Consider the following 19,368-nt stretch of genomic DNA (forward strand, 5'->3'; position numbering starts at 1 on the left):
TGTTTGCCAGCAAAGGTGGAGCTAATTAGTTTCAAGAATTTTTTATTCGTTGTAAAAAATTATAATTTAAAAGTTGCAAAAAAATAGCAAATGATTACTTTTGCGCATGCAACATGACAAGGTACTAATTTTAGACTTCGGATCGCAATACACACAACTTATTGCCCGTCGAGTTAGGGAACTCAACATTTACTCCGAAATACACCCATTCAATAAAATTCCAACAGATATAGATGCGTATAAAGCAGTTATACTTTCTGGTAGCCCATTCTCTGTAAGAGGCGAAGAGGCATTACACCTAGATCTATCTCAAATACGTGGAAAAAAACCACTTTTAGGAGTCTGTTATGGCGCGCAATATCTAGCACATTTTTCGGGTGGAGGCGAAGTAGCGCCTTCAAATACCAGAGAATATGGTCGTGCCAATTTATCATTCATAAAAACAGAAGACCCTTTTTTCGAACATGTTAGTGAAGGTAGTCAGGTTTGGATGAGCCATAGTGATACCATTAAAAAATTACCTACTGGTAGTGTTTTAATAGCTAGCACACATGATGTTGAAAACGCAGCATATAGAATTGAAGGCGAGTTAACGTATGCCATTCAATTTCATCCTGAAGTGTATCATTCAACAGATGGGAAACAAATATTAGAAAACTTTTTAGTCAATATTGCTGGACTTCACCAGGATTGGACACCAGATTCTTTTGTAGAAGAAACTGTTGAAGCGATTCAAGAAAAAGTAGGAAACGATAAAGTGGTACTAGGTCTTTCTGGAGGTGTAGATTCTACTGTAGCAGCAGTGTTGCTTAACAAAGCTATTGGCAAAAATCTGTATTGCATATTTGTAAATAACGGTTTGCTTCGTAAAAATGAATTTCAAAGTGTTTTAGATCAATACGAAGGTATGGGACTTAACGTAAAAGGAGTTGATGCTTCGCAACGTTTTCTAGATGCCTTGGCAGGGATAGAAGACCCAGAGAAAAAACGTAAAGCCATAGGAAATGCCTTTATTGAAGTTTTTGATGATGAAGCTCATAAACTAGAAGACGTAAAGTGGTTAGCACAGGGTACTATTTATCCAGATGTTATTGAAAGTGTTTCTGCAACTGGAGGTCCATCTGCGACTATAAAAAGTCATCACAATGTGGGAGGCTTACCAGATTTTATGAAACTTAACATAGTAGAACCGTTACGAGCTATTTTTAAAGATGAAGTGAGACGTGTAGGAGCTACGTTAGGAATCGATCCAGAACTTTTAGGACGTCATCCATTTCCTGGACCAGGACTAGGGATTCGTATTTTGGGAGATATAACTGCAGAGAAAGTGCGCATTTTACAAGAGGTTGATGCTATTTTTATAAATGGTTTAAAAGAATGGAACCTATACGATAACGTTTGGCAAGCAGGAGCTATGCTACTTCCTGTTAATAGCGTAGGTGTTATGGGAGATGAACGTACATACGAAAAATGTGTGGCGCTTAGAGCTGTAGAAAGTACCGATGGTATGACAGCCGATTGGGTAAATTTACCGTATGAATTTCTGCAAAAAACATCAAACGATATAATAAACAAAGTAAAAGGCGTTAATAGAGTAGTTTACGATATTAGTTCTAAACCACCTGCAACTATTGAGTGGGAATAATAATTATAATGCCTTTTTGTACTGTTTTGTATCATATTAAAAACAGGTTACGATAAGGCAAAATAATATTATTAAGTTGCATGATATAATATTTATAAACTATATTTAATTTTTGAAATCATCTTATTTATTACAAATAGTCGTATATAAATAAGTGGTTTTAAAACAGTATCAGGTTATTGGCTGTATCTTTTTTTGGCATACTATATGTATCATAAAGTAAAAAGTTGCTTGCCTTGAATGAAATCGCGGGATTGCTCCCATAAACGCAATTTAAAAACAGATTACTACATGAATAAATTTTTTTCCGTTTTATGCTTAATACTATTATTTGGTTTTAATACAGTTGAAGCCCAAAATTATAGTCCACATAAAGTTAAGGAAGGAGAAACCATCGAGAGTATTGCCAAAAAATACTTAGTAACTCCTTCAGATATTTATAGCTTAAATCCTGATGCTAAAAAGGAGCTAAGAATTAACTCTGTTTTAATTATTCCAAAATCTAAACTTCCCGAGCCTAAAATAACTATTGTTAAAGAATTAGAGGGTTTTAAAAAACACAGAACCAAAAAAAAAGAAACCCTTTTTGGTCTAGCAAAACGCTATGAAATCACAGTGGAAGATCTTAAGAAGTATAATAAGTTTTTATATGAAAATCCGCTACGAAAAGGAGATAAACTTCAAATACCAATATTTAAAATTACAGAAGTTGAGGAACCAAATGGACTTACTAAAACGTATACTGTACTTCCTAAAGAAGGAAAATGGCGTATTGCTTATAAATTTGGCATTACAGTAAAAGAACTTGAAGAACTTAATCCTGAGATGGGAGCCGTTTTACAAGAAGGCGCTATTTTAAATGTACCAAATATAGAAGATGACGAAGAAAAGGAAGTAGACGAAAAGTATAGTTATTATAAAGTATTACCAAAAGAAGGATTTTATAGACTAAAGATTAAATTAGAATTAGAACAGGCAGAACTGGAAGCTTTGAATCCCATTTTAAAAGAGGGCGGATTAAAAGCGGGCATGGTACTAAAAATACCATACTCTGATTTAGCTGATGAGGTTACAGAATTTAATGTTGAAAGTGTTAACCTTACAGATAGTATTGTCGATTTTAATACAAAGCATCTTGTTGTTATGCTGCCTTTTAGATTAAATCGCGTAGATTTTGATTCTATCCCAGACATAAAGAAAAGTATTGAAAAAGATCCATATTTAAATGCTTCGCTAGATTTTCATTCTGGAGTCTTAATGGCAATAGATTCTTTAAAAACATTAGGGATTTCACTTAAAGTAGATGTATATGATACTAAAAATGAATTAAGTGAAGTAAAAGATATTATTGATGAAAATGATTTTGAAAATGTTGATGCCGTTATTGGGCCGTTAATAGTTAAAAACTTTGAAGAAGCTGCTTCAGAATTAAGAAAATATAATACACCAGTTGTAGCGCCTATAGGAACAAAATTAAAGTTATACGAAAACGTATTTCAGTCTAGACCGTCTAATAATTTATTAAAAAAGAAGATAGTAAACTTTGTAAAAACAGATACGCTAGCAACTAATATTATAATTATTTCGGATACTGAAAATGAAACAGTATCAAAAGACCTTAAGAAAGAGTTTTTTCATGCGAGGCAAATACGTTCTAGAAAGGATAAAGAGGGTGTAGACAAGTATTTTGTGAGTAAAGAAGACATTCAAGATGAATTAAAACCAGGAAAAAACATTGTGTTTTTAGAAACGCAAGACGGTGGATTTGCTTCTAATGTAACAAGTATTTTAGCATCATTAATTCAAAAAGAAAACAAGGAAGAAGAAAAAGAAGCTATAGAAATTATGTTAGTTACTACTAATATTAATTCTGCTTTTGAAGGTGATGAAATAAATAATACCCATTTATCAAAATTGCAATTTCATTTTACGACAATCTCAAAAACGTATAATGAAAATGATAATAATGCCTTTGTAAAAAAGTATAATAAAATTTACAATGTTACGCCTAACAACAGAGCAGTAAAAGGTTTCGATTTAACTATGGATGTTGTATTGCGTTTAGTATCATCAGAAGATTTATACATGTCTGCTGATAAAGCACTACTTACCGAGTATGTAGAAAACAAATTTGCTTACAAGCAGAAGCTTTTTGGTGGTTATTATAACAATACAGTGTATTTAGTAAAGTATGATGATTTAACTATTGTTGAGGTTAAGTAATAAACTTTATAACCATTCGTTTTTATATCAAATGTACATGTCTATTGTTAAGGAAGTACAGCTGTGAGAATCTGTAGGTTGATTAAATGGTAAACACTACGGAGTTACAGCAACGAATTTAATTTTACTAAGCCCTGTGATTAGAGTTTTATTTATTTTATGTTGTTTTCTTTGTATCCAACAAGACGAATCTGCCATGTCTTGGAACGAATCTTATAAGTTATCTTGGAAAGATTTTAAAGATGTACCCGATAAGGATGTTAGTGCGGTAGCTATAACGGCATCGGGTATCACATTCGGCTTTTCGGTAAGTAAAGAAGACGATCGGGTTGTAGGCTATACATCTCAAGTACATGCCCATTTTTATCCAGAAAAATCTTGGTATAAAAAAGAACAAGCAGATGCCCATGTTTTAGGGCACGAACAATTACATTTTGATATTACCGAATTACATGCCCGTAAGTTTAGGCAACGAATAGAACAGATAAAAGTGTCTAACAATGTGAGAAGTCAATTAAAAAAGCTGCACAATGCTATTAATAAAGAACTTTCACAGATGCAAAATAGATACGATTCGGAAACCAATTATTCCAGAAATGTTGATGGTCAAGCAACATGGAAAGTATATATTGCAGATGAATTAAAGAAACTATCTAAATACAAATCGATAGATTAAATACATGCTTCCAGACAAACAATTTCTTATAGATTTGGCACATACTAAAATGCCTTTTGGTAAATACAAAGACCGTTATTTAATTGATTTACCAGAATATTATGTGGTTTGGTATCATAATAAAGGATTTCCCAAAGGAAAACTAGGGGATATGCTTACTCAAGTTTATGAGCTGAAATTAAACGGATTAGAGGATTTAATTCGGAATATAAAGAAACAATATCCTAAGCGATAGTGTTTCTTTAATTTTCTTAACATGTTATAATCGCTACATATAAAAGTTTGTAAGAATCTCTTATCTTCTTCTTCTTTTTGTCATTTCATTATCAGTAATATAGCCGTCTTTATTTACATCTCGTCTTTCAAAATTTTCTTTTAATTTCCCTTTAGCTTCAGATTTTGAGATCTTTCCATCATTATTAACATCCATTTTTTTCAGCATGTTTGCGAATGAAGGCGGTCCATTTAAATTAGGATTTTGATTAGGTTTTTGCTCGGTTTGTTGATTTGATTGCTGATTTGATTGTTGTATCGTATCAACCTTTACAGGAGCGTTTATAGTTCTAACGGCTCTAACAAAATTATAAACATACCTAACATCACCTTGAGGTCCAAAGAATTGAGGGTAATTGTTAATGTTTCCACTTTTGTGATCACTTCTTTGACATCCAGCGCCATGTACATCCATTAATCTTCCATGCATTTTCCCTTGTCCTTCGCCAAATGCAACATAAACAGCACTTGCATACGGATTTACACCATCTAAATGTGTTGTACTTGACCAAAAAAATGGATATTGCCCTGCGTTTCCTTCTGGATCATTAATTTCTGTTGTTTCAAAAATAGAATTTATAGCAGGAGAGTTTGTTGTTTGTGGAGATCTTGAGTAATCTACGATACTCTGAAGCTCTTTGGCATTAGGCAAACGCCAATCGGAATACGTGGCAAGTTCAAGATTTTCGGCATAGGCTAAAGATGCTTCCCAATCTCGACTGTTACCATCATCAGATTTTTGCCACATTAAACCAGTTGCTAAATCACTAACAGTACCATCTCCGTTGTCAATAAAATTATTTTTTCCATAGTCAACATTACCACGTACCATACGGAAGTACATTTTATTTTCATTACGTGTTCTAGGGTTGTATTTTGGATATCCTTTGATTCGCCCATCTACAAAATTAACACCAAAAACAGTTTCATTACGATTCATTGTTTGTCCTACGTATTCTGTTGAAGACCATGTCTGCACATCAATCTCGCGTTCACCAATATCAGTATTGCCTAGTGGTTGAGTAAAGTAGTCTGTATCGATAAACATATCGATAGCGGTTGCACCTTTAACTTTACCAGTAAATAATATGATGGAATAAAGTTCTTTTACAGATGGAACTCGCCAGTCTGAATAGCCCCCTAAATTCGATTTTTTCGCTTTTTGAAATGCCTCTTCAAAAGTCATTTTGGATCCCATATCTTTCTCCCACATCAATCCTGTTACATGGTCTGTTATAGTGCCATCACCATTGTCTGTATATGAAGGAGCATTACCATTGTAATTAGCATCCTGCCCATAAAACGTTTCGCCTACCGATGGTTTAGAAATATGGTCTGTATTAGAATAATAATCTTTTATGCCCGTGTCAACAATCGGGTATGTATAATTCAAATTTTCTTCTGTAAATGAAACTTTTTTAAGAGGAATAGTCATCAAATCTTCAGCATAAATAACGGTTCCCGTAAAATTTATTCGCAATTTATCTGTTGTGGCTTTTTCATCTATATCTGTATGAACGAAGTGTGTTAAAACTAAATTTTTAACATGGGCTTCTTTCGCCATGCGTGAGCTTTCATCTAAGTTAGTATGCGCACGTTCTTTCTTGTGTGTGTTTTTCCGATTCTTATTCTTATTTTCATTTTGTTTTTTTTGTGAACCCAATCCAATGGCTCCGCCAGAATCTATAATTAAGTAATCTGCATTTTTAGCCAAAATTGGTAAACTTTCAGAATAGACTAAATCACCAGAAATTACAATAGATTTTCCTCCCGCATCAAAACGGTAAGCGAGCGTGTAAATGGAATGATTTACTTTTGTACAACTCACTTTAATATCACCAATAGTAAATGTCTCACCACCTATTAAGTTTTTAGTACTATAATTGGTTTTAACATCTTGTAATGTTCTACCACTCTTTTTCATGCGATATTCAATATCTTCTTTGTATAAATCTAAGGTATTAGAAACAAAACTTGAAGTAGGATTTGGACCAGCAACGACAAAAGGATTACCTCCTAATAAACAGTGGATGAATATAGGTGTAAACTCTTCATTATGATCTAAATGATGATGGGTAAACAATAACCCATCTAACTGTTTAGTCTTAATTTTTTCTTTGTTAAGGTTTGCTTGAGTACCATTACCCATATCTACTAATATTTCTGTGTTTTTATAACTAATTAGTACCGAAGGTCCCGAACGCTCAGGGTTATACTTAGGCGATCCTGAACCAATAATAGTTGCGCTTAGATCTTCTGAACCTTTTTGAGAAAAAGATTGGAAACTAAGAATGATTAGTAATAAAGTTAGGTGTAATTTCATTTTTGATTGTTTCTTTATTTGATTGTTTTTTTTATAGAAAGTTTAATGTGTTAGATATAAAAATCTATGTATTATTATTTATAAGCAGTGTTTTTGTGTATACTGAGTGAAGGATGAGTGACGAGACACCTCATAAAGATGAGATGCCTCCTCAAAAGCTACGCTTCATACCTTCAAATAAAATATATTTTGTTTTCGATAGTCTTCGGAATGACACAATTTTATTATTTATATAACAAATTATTCATTATCAATATTCAATATATCGAACTCCTCTACATAAACAAGTGCTCTTAGTATATGAGTGTTGCATAAGTTATACGCACATTTTAGTCCGCAACTCGTATGCGTAATGCTATATTAATTTCGAATTTTAGTAATAACTGCGTTATGAGTTGTTTATCGGTCAAACCTCTTGTTTGTTTTTCATAAGGTCTGAAATTAAATCATAATGAGGTAAGTAAGTTAATGGAAATAATAATTTATTGTTTAAACAATTGCTTAAAAAGTTATTAATATAAAAACAGCTGGGGGTGTTTGATCAAAAATATTAAGAAGTTGTATCCAAAAAAAGATCATATTTTAGATATGGTTATTTTGTTTTGAAACCTGCTGAATGAAATTTTCTAAAAAATTTCTTAGAAAAATACTTCAGAAGTATTTATCCTTAATTGGCTTTATAGCCTCCTATTTGAGATAATTATTCTGAAGTATTAGTCTCTAATCGAAAAGAATTCCCTTTGGCTTTGCCTCAAGCTGGAAAAGTTAGGGTTTCTGTTGAAATTGCCATTCCCTTGAAATCGGAAATCTAAATACAGAATTTTGGTTTTTGACCTTTTTAGGTCAAAATAAAACCAGCGAAATAAGGCTATGGCTACTGCCTCAAGCCCAATGTTATTAAGTTAAGGAAATTTGTTCTGTTTTGTCACATTGAGCTGTCAGCAAAGGCAAGGAAAGTTGGTTACAAGAAATTCTTTATTTGCACTCACATTCTTCTGGTGTACAAGCATATGTACCATCATCGCATAGTACGACAGGATCATCATTATCGCAATCTCCAATTGCATGACCATAGTCATCATAGAAACCTGTTGTAATACAATCGTCAAAATCAGTTACTTCACTTTTTACCGACCGAAAGCTGTTCATGATAAAGATAACGAGGCAAAGACCTAAACCTGTTGCAATTAACTTAAATTTGTTTGTCATAATAATTTGGTTTTAATTAATGGTTAACCAAATTGGTTAACCAGATATAAATATATGTATTTTATTACTATTGTTAAAGATAAATCTTAATAAATTTGTTGTTTTTTTCTCTTTTTTAGTAGTCTTAATCCTTGATTTTAGAATTTAATGTATTGCACAACAGTGTATTAGTGTAAAAAAAAGAACAGTAAGAAATAAAAGAATGAGAAACCATATTTGGTGTTAGTATGATAATCATAATTTTTCACATGAACTTAGGATGTTCTTATCGCATTTTTTATTTCGAAGGTCGCTTTTCTTATAATTTTGAAATGAATTTTAACCTTTAAATGGTAAGGAGAAGCCTTTTTCTTATCCTAATCATTGTTAAAAACTCCCTTTAAATAACTCAAAACTAATTCTCAAATAACTATTTTAATTTTGTAAATTTGCCTGCGTTTATAAGCGCAACATGACACAAAAAACAAAATACATTTTTGTAACCGGAGGGGTTACATCGTCTTTAGGAAAAGGCATCATAGCAGCATCACTTGCTAAATTATTACAAGCTCAAGGGTATCGAGTTACTATCCAGAAATTAGATCCATATATTAATGTAGATCCAGGAACATTAAATCCATACGAACACGGAGAATGTTATGTCACAGAAGATGGCGCAGAAACCGATTTAGATTTAGGACATTATGAGCGTTTTTTAAACGTACCTACAAGTCAAGCCAATAATGTAACAACAGGACGCATTTATCAAAGCGTGATTCAAAAAGAACGTCGCGGAGAGTTCTTAGGGAAAACGGTACAGGTAGTACCTCATATTACGAATGAAATAAAACGTCGTGTTCAACTTTTAGGTAAATCTGGAGATTACGATATTGTAATTACCGAAATAGGAGGTACCGTTGGGGATATTGAGTCCCTACCATATATAGAAGCTGTACGTCAGCTTCGTTGGGATTTAGGTAAAGATAATGCTATTGTTATTCACTTAACATTAGTACCCTTTTTATCGGCCGCAGGCGAGTTGAAAACAAAACCAACACAACATAGTATTAAAACACTTATGGAAAGTGGGGTACAAGCAGATATATTAGTTTGTAGAACAGAGCATAACTTACCAAAAGAATTACGTCGTAAATTAGCCTTATTTTGTAATGTTAGAGAAGAAGCAGTTATTCAATCTATTGATGCCTCTACCATTTACGATGTCCCAAACTTAATGTTAGAAGAAGGTTTAGATAAGGTTGTTTTAGAGCAATTAAATTTAAAAAGTGATACACCAGATATTACAAGGTGGAATAGTTTTGTACACCGTCATAAAAACCCAAAAACCGAAGTTACTATAGGATTAATTGGGAAATACGTAGAATTACAAGATTCCTATAAATCTATTTTAGAATCCTTTATTCATGCGGGTGCAGAAAACGAGGTTAAAGTAAAGATAGAATCGATTCATTCTGAATATTTAAATCAAGATAATATTAAATTAAAACTCAGTCATTTAGATGGTGTTTTAGTAGCTCCAGGTTTTGGAGAACGTGGTATTGAGGGAAAAATTACGGCGGTAAAATTTGTTAGAGAAAATAACATTCCATTTTTAGGAATTTGTTTAGGGATGCAAATGGCGGTTATTGAATTTGCACGAAACGTTTTAGGTATAGCAGATGCAAACTCAACAGAAATGGATTCTGCTTCATCAAACCCTGTAATTGATTTGATGGAAGAACAAAAAACCATAACAGATAAAGGAGGAACTATGCGTTTAGGAGCATGGTCTTGTGAGCTTAAAAAGGGGAGTATTGTTCATGATATTTATAAGAATGATACCATAAAAGAACGTCACAGACACCGTTACGAATTTAATAGTAATTACAAGGAGCAATTGGAGGCTGCGGGTATGATTGCTACAGGTTTAAATCCAGATACAGGCTTGGTAGAGATTGTTGAAATTCCAGAACATCCTTGGTTTGTTGGTGTGCAATACCACCCAGAATATAAAAGTACAGTTGCTAACCCACACCCATTGTTTGTGGCTTTTGTAAAAGCAGCTTTGAATTATAAAAAAAACCAAAAAGGTGTCAGTATGGCACAAAATTAAATTTGGATAGCTTATTGATTAACTGTTTGTTGTTCTTTAAATTATAGAATAGTAAAGTAATTTTAAAATAAAAGATAATCTACCAACCGATAATATATTAAATGGAAGAAAAAAAATTAGATATTAATTCGATTATAGGGTTCTTACTTATTTTCGGAATATTAATGTACATGCTTTGGCAAAATCAGCCAACGCCCGAGGAATTAGAAGCTCAAGAAAAAGCAAAACAAGAGCAGGTTGAAGCAGAGAAAAAAGCTTCAGAGCAAAATCAAACCAAAGTAACAACTGCAGAAGATTATATACCTGGAGCGGTTACAGATTCTCTTCAATTAGTCAATCTAAAAAATAAATTGGGAGCATTTGCCTATGCTGCTACTTTGCCTGGTGATCAAGAAATACTTGTAGAAAGTGATTTGTTGGCATTAAAATTTAATAGAAAAGGGGGGTATCTTTCTGAAGTAAAATTAAAAGAATTTGTAGATTTTAATGATACACCTATTTATTTAATAAAAGATAATAATGCTTCTTTTAATATTAATTTAGGAACAACAAATAACCGTATTTTTAATACGAAAGACTTACCATTCGAACCTACAGTAACTAAAAATGGAGATAACACCATCGTTTCAATGAAACTAAAGGTATCTGAAACTAAGTTTTTAGAATATCGTTACGAGTTAAAAGATGGTGATTATATGATAGACTTCACGATCCGTTCACAAGGATTAAGTGATGTTATAAATAGTTCGCAGGCAGTTAATTTAGATTGGAATCTTAAAACCTACCGTCATGCAAAAAGCATTTCTTATGAAAATAGATATACAGAGGTGGTTTTTGAATATGAAGATGGTAAAGATGACTATTTGGGGCAGCAAGAACAAACAGATGATACTGCAGAAGATGTTAGTTATGTAGCATTTAAACAACACTTTTTTACATCTATTTTATTAGCAGACGCTCCATTTAAAACAGCCTCTTTTGAGTCTAGAAATCTAGTTCAAGATGAAGAAGTAGACACTGTTTACACCAAAGCGTTTGTTGCTAAGCTACCTTTGGAGCTAGCTGGTGGAGAGATTAATAAAACAATGGATTGGTATTACGGTCCCAGTGATTTTAAGATCTTAAATGCGTACGATAGAAATTTAGATGAAGTTGTACCACTTGGTTGGGGCATTTTCGGATGGATTAATAAGTTTCTTTTTATTCCTTTATTTGCTTTCTTAGGAGGCTTTTTGCCTTATGGGATCGCTATTATTGTGATGACAATCTTAATCAAATTAGTGATGTCTTTTGTTCAGTACAAGCAATTTTTATCGCAAGCAAAGATGAAGATTCTAAAGCCAGAATTAGACGCTATTCGTGCAAAACACAAGGATAACAAAATGAAAGCGCAACAAGAAACTATGGCGCTGCAAACCAAAGCAGGAGCAAGCCCTATGGCGGGTTGTTTACCAGCTTTAATACAATTACCCGTGTTTTATGCGTTGTTTCAATTCTTTCCATCTGCGTTCGATTTAAGACAGAAGAGTTTCCTATGGGTAAAAGATTTATCATCTTATGATACCATAGCAGAATTACCATTCTCAATTCCTTTTTATGGCGATCACGTCAGTTTATTTCCAATATTAGCATCTGTTGCTATTTTCTTTTACATGCGTTTAACAACGGGGCAACAAGTGTCTGCACAACCAACTCAGGAAGGGATGCCAGATATGGGGAAAATGATGAAATACATGATGTATTTTTCACCAATAATGATGTTGTTTTTCTTTAATAATTATGCATCTGGATTAAGTTTATATTACTTTATTTCTAACTTAATTAGTATTGGAATCATTTTAGTTATTAAGAATTATATTCTTGATGAAGATAAGATTCATGCGCAAATGCAAGAGAAAAAAAAGAAGCCTAAAAAAGAGAGTCGTTTTCAGAAAAAAATGGCAGATATGATGGAGCAGGCAGAAAAGCAGAAACAAATGCAGCAAAAAAAGCGTAAATAATATAAGAGTCTGTTTAAGATTTTGTGATTAGAATTTTTATAGGCTATTTTTAATGCAGTATAAGGCGAAATTTTTAAACATAGCACAGTTACGGTTCAAAATTTTAACGAAATAATGCGTAAAAAGAGACATAAAAAAATAATTGACGAAATTTTAAACAGACTCTAAAATGAATTCCCTTGTATTATTTGGGGAAGAAGACTTTCACTGAATAATATTGGAAGATTCGAAAGATAAAATTAAAGCTGCCAACAGTGAAGCATATATTGCTCACTAGTAAATGGCGGCTTTTTTTTGTTATATACAATTTGAAAATACTTTTTTCGTTGTTAACTAATATTATACTTATAAGTATAATAATTAATCAAAAATAATTTCTCCAGGCTCTGCCTCGAGGCTGCCTGCCGACAAAGGCAGGATTTTCGTTAAAATTGTTATTCCCGTGAAAAAGGGAATCTAAATACAAAAGATGTATATGAAATATTTAAATGTAATAATAGGTTTGTTTTTATTGGTTACTTCAATAATTTCAGCTCAAACCATAAATCAATTTGATGCTAATGAAAAGCGCCATGGTATATGGCGAAAAAACTTTGAAGGCACAAAAATACTTAGGTATGAAGGGACGTTTTCTCATGGTAAAGAAATAGGGCTATTTAAGTTTTATAAAAATATAAGAAATAAGGCAGTACTTACTGCCAGTAGGGAATTTAACGAGAATAATAACATTGCAGAGGTTAAGTTTTATACATCCAGAGGGAAGCTTTTAAGTGAAGGACAAATGGATGGTAAAACATACGTTGGTACCTGGAAATATTATCAAAAAAATTCAGATAAGCTTTTAACTATAGAGCATTATAATAATGATGGGAAATTAGTAGGTGAGCGTTTTGTGTATTATCCAAATGGAGAAATAGCAGAAAAGCAAAACTATATTGATGGCAAGCTAGATGGAGAATCATTTTGGTATTCAGAAAACAAAGTTGTGCTTAAGGCCTTTATATATGAAAACGGAGAGTTACATGGCGTTTCTAAATATTATAGTGTTACAGGCGATCTAATAATTGAAGGGCCATATAAAAGAGGTAAGAAAGATGGTATTTGGAAATATTATGAAAACGGGAAATTAATTAAAGAAAAAGATTTTACTTATAAGAGTAAGTATATAAAGAATAAAAAATAAGGATGATCATTGATCATTGATAAAAAAGGCTCCTTTTAATTAAGGAGCCTTCTTTTTTATAGACAATTTAACGATTGCCTACAATCTACAAACTAAATTAATTCATTAAATTTGGAATAGCCACCTTATCAATTACATGTATAACACCGTTTCCAGCTTGTACATCTACTGTAACAATTCCAATATCTGAAACACCAGAACCATCTGTTAAATCTGCTATATTAGTGTTAGTACTTGGTAAAGTAATTGTAAGATTATCTCCTTCTAAACTAGGGGCTACGGTATCTCCAGGATTATTTAAATCTCCAGAAGCAACATTCATACCTCCAATAACATGATGTAAGAGCACCTGTGTTAATACAGATTCTTCTGGGACAGTAATAGCTGCAAAAGCATCATTTGTTGGAGCAAATACGGTAAATGGAGCAGGGTCTGTTCCATTTGCAGTAGAAAGCGTTGCAACAAAATCTGTGGATGGCGTTAATGTTGTTAAGGCAGTTGCTAGTGTAGAAAAATTAGGATCGGCAACAGCAAAAGTAACTACAGTTGGGATATCTATTACGGCATCAACGGCATGTATAACACCATTTGATGCAATAATGTCTGGAATTACAACAGTAGAGATGCCGTTAAGTGTTACACCATTATCTGTGTTTATATACAAACTTAAATTATTTGTAGTTGCCCCAAAAGTTGCAGCCGTTTTTACATAACTATTTGCTAAGCCAGATGCAGTAGCGGTAACTTCTGTAACAACGTGATTTGATAGTATATCATTTAATGCATTCCCCGCTGGATTAGTAAATGCGGTAAAACCATCGTTTGTTGGTGCAAATACTGTGAAATCACCAGGTGTAGATAATAAATCTGTAAAAGTTGTATTTCCATCTGTCGTTAAAGCGCTAACCAAGTTTGTTAAATTAGGATTTGCAACAGCGTGATCCACAATATTTGGTAAACCTATTACAGCATCAACAATATGGATAACACCATTTATTGCTTCAATATCTGGAGTATCAACATTAGAAATACCATTAAAAGTGACACCACTCGAAGTATCAAAGTAAATACTCATTTTATTATCTCCAGCTCCAGTAGCTTCTGTTGATGCGTATCCAGAACCAGCAGCAATAAGGTCTGTAGACATTAGAGTAGCGTCATAAATAACATGGTTTAATAATATTTGTTTTAAAATATCTGTTGGCACATCTGCTAAACTTGCAAAGTTATTTGCAGATAAGAATGCCGTAAAAGCAGCATTGTTTGGTGCAAGAACAGTAAATGGTCCAGATCCACTAAGCACATTAACTAAATCACCATCAGCAGCTTGTAAAGCAGCAACTAAATTAGATAGATCCGATGTAATCAATGCTGATTCTACAATGTTTAAAGATTCTAATTCGGGGGTCGTGTTGTCATCATCATTACTACATGATAAAATGGTAGCAAATGATAAGAAAATAAGAGCTAGTTTTTTCATAAAATTTAGTTTTATTGTTTTTCTGTTTAACAAAAGTACAAAATAATTAAACAAAACTCCAAGTTTTGTTTAATATTTTTTAGTAAAACATAAACAAAAATAATTTATGAATGATTTCTGAATCAGTATTTTAGTTATCATTTTCTTTAAATATGCGTATCTTTGCAGCCTAATTTATGTAAAATGAAAAGAGTCATTATTGGGCTTTCTGGAGGTGTAGATTCTAGTGTTGCCGCCTATTTGTTAAAGGAGCAGGGCTACGAAGTTATTGGCTTGTTTATGAAAAACTGGCATGATGATTCTGTGACTATATCTAATGAATGTCCTTGGTTAGATGATAGTAATGATGCTATGCTTGTTGCTGAAAAATTGGGAATACCATTTCAAACAGTCGATTTAAGTGAGCAGTACAAAGAGCGTATCGTAGATTACATGTTTCATGAATATGAAAAGGGTAGAACACCCAACCCAGATGTGCTTTGTAATAGAGAAATAAAGTTTGATGTCTTCATGAAGATCGCTTTAGAGCTTGGAGCAGATTATGTTGCTACAGGACATTATTGTAGAAAAGGCACCATTCAAAAAGAAGGCAAAGAAATATATCAGTTACTTGCAGGAATCGATAATAATAAAGATCAGTCTTATTTTTTATGTCAGTTATCTCAAGATCAATTAGCAAAATCTTTATTTCCTATTGGGGAATTAACGAAGCCTGAGGTACGTGAAATAGCAACGTCATTAGATTTAGTAACAGCCGAAAAGAAAGATTCTCAAGGATTATGCTTTATTGGTAAAGTAAAATTACCAGATTTTCTTCAGCAACAGCTAAAACCAAAAGAAGGTGTTATTGTAGAAATACCTAAAGAACAGGAGGTTTTTAATCATGTTAAGACCGAATTTAATTCAGATGAAGAGAAATTAAAATATCTATCTCGTAAGATTGATTATAAAGTTGATTATGGGAAAATAGTAGGTAAACACCAAGGAGCTCACTATTTCACGAAAGGACAACGTAAAGGGCTTGCAGTTGGTGGCACTTTAGAACCTTTGTTTGTTATTGATACCGATGTTGATGAAAATGTTATTTATACAGGACAAGGAAAAGCGCATCCGGGCTTATTCAAAAAAGCATTGTTTGTAACAAATGAAGAATTGCATTGGGTTCGTGAAGATTTAGAACTAGATATCGATGAGACTATGGAGGTTATGGCTAGAATTAGATATAGACAATCCCTAGAAAAAGCGGTATTACATAGAGTTGAAAGTGGTTTATATGTCGAGTTTGAAGCATTTCAATCTGCGATCACCGAAGGACAATTTGTAGCTTGGTATTTAGGTGATGAATTAGTAGGTTCGGGAGTTATTTCTTAACTTACGTGAGATTAATCGCGTCGCCATGAAAAAATACCTACTACTTCCAATGTTTTTTTGTTATTTATTGAATGTGTTTGCCCAACAAGATGCTTGGGTGTATTTAAAAGATAAACAGAATGTTACAAGCTCAATTGCAAACCCTATTTCTATACTAACTCAAAAAGCCATTGATAGAAAAAATGCACATAATGTTTTAATTGATGCCAGAGATGTTCCTGTTAATGAGAGTTATATTTCTCAACTTAAAGGCGCCATAGGGATATCGGTTATGGCAAAATCTAAATGGCTTAACGCAGTGCATGTTAGGGGAAGCGAAACCGATATTAATAATTTATCTACCACATACTCTTTTATAGATTCTATAGACTTTGCCGATAAAAGTTTAAACACGCTTAAATTTACGAAACAAAAAAGTAAATCTAAATTAGAAAATGTTTTTACTGTATTTGAATATGGTGATGCAGCCAACCAAATAGAAATGATTCATGGAGATGAATTGCATTTGGCAGATTACACAGGAACAGGAATAACAGTTGCTGTTATAGACGCTGGTTTCCCTAATGTAAATACCATGTCATCATTTCAAAGATTAAGAGATGCTGGAAATATTTTAGATGATTACGATTTTGTTAATAGAGATGACGATGTATATACCAATGCAACAAGTAGTCACGGTACTTGGGTATTAAGTACCATGGCAGGATATATTGAAGGGGACTATGTAGGAACCGCTCCAGACGCCTCCTATTATTTATTTGTTACCGAAGATGCATTAAGTGAAAATCCTGTAGAAGAAAGTTATTGGGTAGAAGCAGCAGAACGTGCAGATAGCTTAGGGGTTGATGTTATAAATACCTCTTTAGGGTATACCACTTATGATAATGCTAATTATAGCTATACAACAGCAGATATGGATGGCGATACTGCTTTTATTACCAGAGGAGCTAATATTGCTTTTGAGAAGGGGATGTTATTGGTGAACTCTGCTGGAAACTCGGGGAATAAAAGTTGGGGAATTGTAGGAGCACCTGCAGATGCTGCTGGTGTTTTTAGTATTGGTGCCGTTCAGGCAAATGGAACCTATGCAGCGTTTAGCTCAAAAGGAAATAGTACACAACCTACTCAAAAACCAGATGTTGTAGCGCAAGGTCAAGCGAGTTATGTTATTGGGACTAATGATGTAATAGGAACAGTTAACGGAACTTCTTTTAGTTCACCTATTATGGCAGGAGGTATGGTGTGTTTATGGCAGGCATTACCCAATAAAACAAATGCAGAAATTATGCAGTTAGTTCGAGAATCTGCTTCACAATATAGTTCCCCCGATTATTTTTTAGGTTATGGGATTCCTAATTTACAAACAGCGCTTAATACTGCTTTAAGTTTAGGAAACAATGCTGATATAAGTCAAGATTTGAAACTATTTCCTAATCCAACAAAAGACATCGTTTATTTTAGTTTTCCTTTAGACCAAAGTGAGTTATCTGTCGTTATTTTTAATGCTTTAGGAAAACAAATACTTGAATCTACAATTGCAAATACGAGTAATCAAATAGACTTATCTTCGTTTTCAAAAGGGGTCTATGTTGTTAGAATACAATCTGAAAACGTATCAAAAAAAATAAAACTTATAATATATTAAATGACTCATAATAGAATTACCAAACTATTTAATATTAAACACCCTATTGTACAAGCAGGTATGATCTGGAATAGTGGTTGGCGACTCGCATCGGCAGCAAGTAATTCGGGCATTTTAGGTTTAATAGGAGCTGGGTCTATGTACCCAGATGTTTTAAGAGAACATATTCAAAAATGTAAAAAAGCGACTAATAAACCTTTTGGTGTTAATGTGCCTATGCTGTATCCTAATGTTGAGGAGATCATGAACATTCTAGTGGAAGAAGGTGTTAAGATTGTATTTACTTCTGCGGGAAACCCTAAAACATGGACGCCTTGGTTAAAAGAAAAAGGCATCACAGTAGTGCATGTTGTTAGTAGTGTAAAGTTTGCTTTAAAAGCTCAAGAAGCTGGTGTGGATGCTATTGTTGCAGAAGGTTTTGAAGCTGGAGGACATAACGGTAGGGATGAAACTACCACGTTAACACTTATACCAATGACTAAAGAGCAAATACATATTCCGTTAATTGCAGCTGGTGGTATAGCTACAGGAAAAGCCATGTTAGCAACCATGATCTTGGGTGCAGACGGTGTACAAATAGGCAGTCGGTTTGTGGCTAGTACAGAAAGTTCTGCGCATGAAGCATTTAAAAAAGTTGTTGTTGACGCTAAAGAAGGGGATACGCAATTAACATTAAAGGAATTGGCGCCAGTACGTTTAATAAAGAATAAATTTTATAACGACGTACAAGCTTTATACAAAAATGGACCAACCGTTGAAGCTCTTAAAACTTTATTAGGACGTGCCAGAGCAAAAAAAGGCATGTTTGAAGGCGACTTGGATGAAGGTGAATTGGAAATTGGACAAATTGCAGGATTGATTCATGATATTAAACCAGTATCAACGATTGTTGAAGATATCATACAAGAATTTGAAGAGGCTAAAACCCTTATGGATTCATTATAAAGGGTTTAAGTTTAAATAACAGATCTAACGTATTTAATCTTTCTTTAGGTTCCTCAAATTTACAATTTGGACTTTCTTATTATTTCTAAACCTGAATTCGACGTAAATTAAAAAAGGTAAATAATATTTATATTATTGATAAACAATGTTTTATCATGTATAAAGAGCGAAGCATGAGTGACGAGACATCTCATAAACATGAGATTCCTCCTCAAAAGCTACGCTTTATACCTTCAAACAAAATATATTTTGTTTTCGATAGCGTTCGGAATGAGATAATCATATTATTTATACACGCAAATT

Annotated in this window: 13 protein-coding genes; 10 read left to right on the forward strand and 3 right to left on the reverse strand. The window is 33.1% G+C overall.

Annotated elements, in window-relative coordinates:
• Positions 1 to 106: 106 nt before the first annotated feature.
• The 4 genes from guaA (at position 107) to Q4Q40_RS12370 (ending at position 4,779) form a co-directional block, all read left to right on the forward strand.
• Positions 107 to 1,645, forward strand: coding sequence for a glutamine-hydrolyzing GMP synthase (gene guaA, locus Q4Q40_RS12355; protein WP_303302144.1), 1,539 nt, complete (start codon positions 107 to 109; stop codon positions 1,643 to 1,645).
• A gap of 291 nt (positions 1,646 to 1,936) precedes the next feature.
• On the forward strand, positions 1,937 to 3,868 hold the full coding sequence (locus tag Q4Q40_RS12360) for a PBP1 and LysM peptidoglycan-binding domain-containing protein (RefSeq protein WP_303302145.1): 1,932 nt from the start codon (positions 1,937 to 1,939) through the stop codon (positions 3,866 to 3,868).
• Positions 3,869 to 4,064: 196 nt separating this feature from the next.
• Positions 4,065 to 4,544 (forward strand): DUF922 domain-containing protein, encoded by a 480-nt coding sequence (locus Q4Q40_RS12365; protein WP_303302146.1) that lies wholly within the window; start codon positions 4,065 to 4,067, stop codon positions 4,542 to 4,544.
• A gap of 4 nt (positions 4,545 to 4,548) precedes the next feature.
• Positions 4,549 to 4,779, forward strand: coding sequence for a DUF3820 family protein (locus tag Q4Q40_RS12370; protein ID WP_303302147.1), 231 nt, complete (start codon positions 4,549 to 4,551; stop codon positions 4,777 to 4,779).
• A gap of 60 nt (positions 4,780 to 4,839) precedes the next feature.
• Here Q4Q40_RS12370 and Q4Q40_RS12375 read toward each other — a convergent pair whose 3' ends face one another.
• Both Q4Q40_RS12375 and Q4Q40_RS12380 read right to left on the reverse strand, forming a co-directional pair.
• Entirely contained in the window at positions 4,840 to 7,140 is a 2,301-nt protein-coding gene (locus Q4Q40_RS12375; RefSeq protein WP_303302148.1) for an Lcl domain-containing protein, read from the reverse strand.
• Between the two features lie 975 nt (positions 7,141 to 8,115).
• Positions 8,116 to 8,289 (reverse strand): hypothetical protein, encoded by a 174-nt coding sequence (locus tag Q4Q40_RS12380; protein ID WP_303302149.1) that lies wholly within the window; start codon positions 8,287 to 8,289, stop codon positions 8,116 to 8,118.
• Between the two features lie 511 nt (positions 8,290 to 8,800).
• Between Q4Q40_RS12380 and pyrG the strand changes: the two genes are divergently transcribed.
• The 3 genes from pyrG (at position 8,801) to Q4Q40_RS12395 (ending at position 13,624) form a co-directional block, all read left to right on the forward strand.
• Positions 8,801 to 10,441: a CTP synthase gene (gene pyrG, locus Q4Q40_RS12385; RefSeq protein WP_303302150.1), complete on the forward strand. Its 1,641-nt coding sequence runs from the start codon at positions 8,801 to 8,803 to the stop codon at positions 10,439 to 10,441.
• A gap of 101 nt (positions 10,442 to 10,542) precedes the next feature.
• The gene (gene yidC / locus Q4Q40_RS12390) at positions 10,543 to 12,441 is read left to right on the forward strand and encodes a membrane protein insertase YidC (RefSeq protein ID WP_303302151.1); all 1,899 of its coding nucleotides are present in this window, start codon (positions 10,543 to 10,545) and stop codon (positions 12,439 to 12,441) included.
• A 475-nt stretch (positions 12,442 to 12,916) separates the two neighbouring features.
• Positions 12,917 to 13,624 (forward strand): toxin-antitoxin system YwqK family antitoxin, encoded by a 708-nt coding sequence (locus tag Q4Q40_RS12395; RefSeq protein WP_303302152.1) that lies wholly within the window; start codon positions 12,917 to 12,919, stop codon positions 13,622 to 13,624.
• Positions 13,625 to 13,721: 97 nt separating this feature from the next.
• On the opposite strand, the gene Q4Q40_RS12400 is transcribed toward Q4Q40_RS12395, so the two are convergent.
• Complete coding sequence (locus tag Q4Q40_RS12400) at positions 13,722 to 15,104, reverse strand: fasciclin domain-containing protein (RefSeq protein ID WP_303302154.1); 1,383 nt, start codon at positions 15,102 to 15,104, stop codon at positions 13,722 to 13,724.
• Positions 15,105 to 15,287: 183 nt separating this feature from the next.
• On the opposite strand from Q4Q40_RS12400, the gene mnmA reads away from it, so the two are divergent.
• Genes mnmA through Q4Q40_RS12415 form a run of 3 tightly spaced genes read left to right on the forward strand, consistent with a single transcriptional unit; the run spans position 15,288 to position 19,065 of the window.
• Positions 15,288 to 16,475: a tRNA 2-thiouridine(34) synthase MnmA gene (mnmA, locus tag Q4Q40_RS12405; protein ID WP_303302156.1), complete on the forward strand. Its 1,188-nt coding sequence runs from the start codon at positions 15,288 to 15,290 to the stop codon at positions 16,473 to 16,475.
• Between the two features lie 25 nt (positions 16,476 to 16,500).
• On the forward strand, positions 16,501 to 18,120 hold the full coding sequence (locus Q4Q40_RS12410) for a S8 family serine peptidase (protein WP_303302158.1): 1,620 nt from the start codon (positions 16,501 to 16,503) through the stop codon (positions 18,118 to 18,120).
• The gene (locus Q4Q40_RS12415; RefSeq protein ID WP_303302160.1) at positions 18,121 to 19,065 is read left to right on the forward strand and encodes an NAD(P)H-dependent flavin oxidoreductase; all 945 of its coding nucleotides are present in this window, start codon (positions 18,121 to 18,123) and stop codon (positions 19,063 to 19,065) included.
• Positions 19,066 to 19,368: the final 303 nt, after the last annotated feature.

The sequence above is a fragment of the Flavivirga jejuensis genome (assembly GCF_030540765.1).
GTDB lineage: Bacteria > Bacteroidota > Bacteroidia > Flavobacteriales > Flavobacteriaceae > Flavivirga > Flavivirga jejuensis.

What these genes read in the sequence shown, in the direction of transcription:
- guaA (WP_303302144.1), top strand. Translation starts at nt 107, where the DNA reads ATGCAACATGACAAGGTACTAATTTTAGACTTCGGATCGCAATACACA.
- Q4Q40_RS12360 (WP_303302145.1), top strand. Translation starts at nt 1,937, where the DNA reads ATGAATAAATTTTTTTCCGTTTTATGCTTAATACTATTATTTGGTTTT.
- Q4Q40_RS12365 (WP_303302146.1), top strand. Translation starts at nt 4,065, where the DNA reads ATGTCTTGGAACGAATCTTATAAGTTATCTTGGAAAGATTTTAAAGAT.
- Q4Q40_RS12370 (WP_303302147.1), top strand. Translation starts at nt 4,549, where the DNA reads ATGCTTCCAGACAAACAATTTCTTATAGATTTGGCACATACTAAAATG.
- Q4Q40_RS12375 (WP_303302148.1), bottom strand. Translation starts at nt 7,140, where the DNA reads ATGAAATTACACCTAACTTTATTACTAATCATTCTTAGTTTCCAATCT.
- Q4Q40_RS12380 (WP_303302149.1), bottom strand. Translation starts at nt 8,289, where the DNA reads ATGAACAGCTTTCGGTCGGTAAAAAGTGAAGTAACTGATTTTGACGAT.
- pyrG (WP_303302150.1), top strand. Translation starts at nt 8,801, where the DNA reads ATGACACAAAAAACAAAATACATTTTTGTAACCGGAGGGGTTACATCG.
- yidC (WP_303302151.1), top strand. Translation starts at nt 10,543, where the DNA reads ATGGAAGAAAAAAAATTAGATATTAATTCGATTATAGGGTTCTTACTT.
- Q4Q40_RS12395 (WP_303302152.1), top strand. Translation starts at nt 12,917, where the DNA reads ATGAAATATTTAAATGTAATAATAGGTTTGTTTTTATTGGTTACTTCA.
- Q4Q40_RS12400 (WP_303302154.1), bottom strand. Translation starts at nt 15,104, where the DNA reads ATGAAAAAACTAGCTCTTATTTTCTTATCATTTGCTACCATTTTATCA.
- mnmA (WP_303302156.1), top strand. Translation starts at nt 15,288, where the DNA reads ATGAAAAGAGTCATTATTGGGCTTTCTGGAGGTGTAGATTCTAGTGTT.
- Q4Q40_RS12410 (WP_303302158.1), top strand. Translation starts at nt 16,501, where the DNA reads ATGAAAAAATACCTACTACTTCCAATGTTTTTTTGTTATTTATTGAAT.
- Q4Q40_RS12415 (WP_303302160.1), top strand. Translation starts at nt 18,121, where the DNA reads ATGACTCATAATAGAATTACCAAACTATTTAATATTAAACACCCTATT.